Source organism: Actinoplanes sp. NPDC026670 (assembly GCF_040638175.1).
Classification (GTDB): domain Bacteria; phylum Actinomycetota; class Actinomycetes; order Mycobacteriales; family Micromonosporaceae; genus Actinoplanes.
Genome location: NZ_JBEZXU010000167.1, coordinates 1 through 1,901 on the forward strand (window position 1 = coordinate 1; position 1,901 = coordinate 1,901).

A 1,901-nucleotide genomic window follows, 5' to 3' on the forward strand; every position below is an offset into this window, starting at 1 on the left:
ACCCCGCCCGCACCGGGGGCCCCGCCCCCGGACCCCCCCGCCAGCCCCCCCCCCGGACCCCCCACACCACCCCCCCGCCCCTCCGCCCCCACGCCGCCCCCGCCCCGGCTCTGCTCGGCCGTGCCTCCCTCGGCACCACCGCCCGCTACTTCCGCGCCCGCACCGCCGAGCAGGCCGCCGTCGTCGATCGCATCTTCGACTGACCTCGTCGTGAACCCCAAGACCATGCAGGACAACGTGAGTGATCGTGGATTACGACTGTCGGAGCCGAGTACGGTATCCGACCGTGACTTCGACGAACGCAAAAAGGCTGGCAGGGAGGGGCACCGTAATAACACGCATGACGTTGTAAGTAGTAGAATCCTATCGAGCGCGTTAGACAGTGAACCGACTGTCGAACCGCTGGAAAGAGCGGCGGCCCCGGAGCGGGAACTCCGGGACCGCCTTGGTGGATCAGATGAACGGGTGGTACTAGTTCGCCTGCAGCGTCACGCGGTCCTCATCTCGTGCCATGAGATGGGGACCGTTCCGCTTCCCCGCAGGTGCCGGCATCGCGTCACCTGTCCGGGGTGTCGATGCCGTTGATCAGCATCACCAGCGAGGCGACGATCCGCAGGATCACGGCCACCACCTCGCCCACCGCCAGCCAGCGCTTGCGCTGCCGACCCGTCGGAAGCGGCATCGACCTCCCTCGCAGGAGTCTCTGCCACCACCATCTGTGTTGCCTCACTGCCCTACCTCCGACTCGTAAATGTGCGGCCCGGGGTGTCCGGCGCACTGTTTTCGAGACGTGTCGGGGTCGTGCAGTGCATTGCAGAACTAGCTTAACGTCCGTCCACGACAGAGGTACGGCGCACCCGTGCCCGTCTCTCCGGGCATGAGCTATGAATACAGATCAGACAACGATCGGTACGGTGACGGTCATGGATGATCCGGAGTTCGGGTACGGCAAGGGCCAGCGGCCGTTGTGGTCACCGCGAGACTGCGACGCGGAGGCGATCCGGCGGGCCTTGCGCCGAGGTGGGTTCGTCGACTTCGACGAGCGTCACCTCGACGGGTTCGCCGTCGAAGGTGCCAACACCAGCCAGGACGGTACTGAGCCCTTCGTCGTCTCGTACTGCGGCACGCGCTTCCCCGAGACCGTGCAGCGCTATCAGCAGGTCCTAGAGCAGGTTGGGTACCAGGTGAGCATCGACCCGCAGGACGCCCAGGTCCTGCTGGTGCAGCGACCACCGACGGGACCGCCCCCGAGCCCAGACCGGCTGCCGAGGACCGCGATCGTGTGTGCGGTGCTGGCGGCGGTCGCGCTGGTTGCCTCCTGGGTCGGCACTGGACCGGTCCGCACGACTGCAGGGATCAGCTCGGCGATTCTCGGCGTGCTCGCGGCCTTCCTCGCGGCCTCGTGGTACCGGCGTCGCCTGGACGAGTCGGCCGGGACGCGGCCCGACACCGCCGTTTAGCAGGGCCTTGCGGCATGAGGACCGCTTGCCCGATAGCGTCGTCAGGATGACCGTGGATTGGGGCCGGCTGACGCCAGCGTTGCGCGCTGGCGACTGGACCTGCCACGTGCACGGCCGCATCCGCCCGAACGCCGTGGGGCCGGTGCCGGTCTGTCCGCACTGCGACGCCCTCGCCCACCATGTCCGCCTCACCCGCGACGGTCGTCGCGAGTTCACGGCTCCCGTCCCAGCCCGCTGCTCTGGACTCGACCGGCACCCGCTTACTGCCGGGAGCTACCAGGTCTCCTGGACGCCCTGCCCGTGCCCACCTCCACACACCCATCGAGGTCACCACACCTGGACCTGCCACTGCCGGACCGCTATCCATCACCCGCCATTTTGTGCGGAATTGCATTAGATGCAACATAGGGCAGGGCGGTGATCTGAAGAGAATCGCAGGTC

At 67.5% G+C, this 1,901-nt stretch carries 2 protein-coding genes; one reads left to right on the forward strand and one right to left on the reverse strand.

The features are described from left to right. Nucleotides 1-556 precede the first annotated feature (556 nt). Nucleotides 557-682 (reverse strand): hypothetical protein, encoded by a 126-nt coding sequence (locus AB0E94_RS52755; protein ID WP_357095859.1) that lies wholly within the window; start codon nucleotides 680-682, stop codon nucleotides 557-559. Between the two features lie 241 nt (nucleotides 683-923). Between AB0E94_RS52755 and AB0E94_RS52760 the strand changes: the two genes are divergently transcribed. Next, nucleotides 924-1,460, forward strand: a complete 537-nt coding sequence (locus tag AB0E94_RS52760) for a hypothetical protein (RefSeq protein WP_357095862.1) — start codon at nucleotides 924-926, stop codon at nucleotides 1,458-1,460. The last annotated feature ends 441 nt before the right edge of the window (nucleotides 1,461-1,901 follow it).

Excerpts from the sequence above, each read along its gene's own strand:
- AB0E94_RS52755 (WP_357095859.1), bottom strand. The coding sequence starts at position 682 with ATGCCGCTTCCGACGGGTCGGCAGCGCAAGCGCTGGCTGGCGGTGGGC.
- AB0E94_RS52760 (WP_357095862.1), top strand. The coding sequence starts at position 924 with ATGGATGATCCGGAGTTCGGGTACGGCAAGGGCCAGCGGCCGTTGTGG.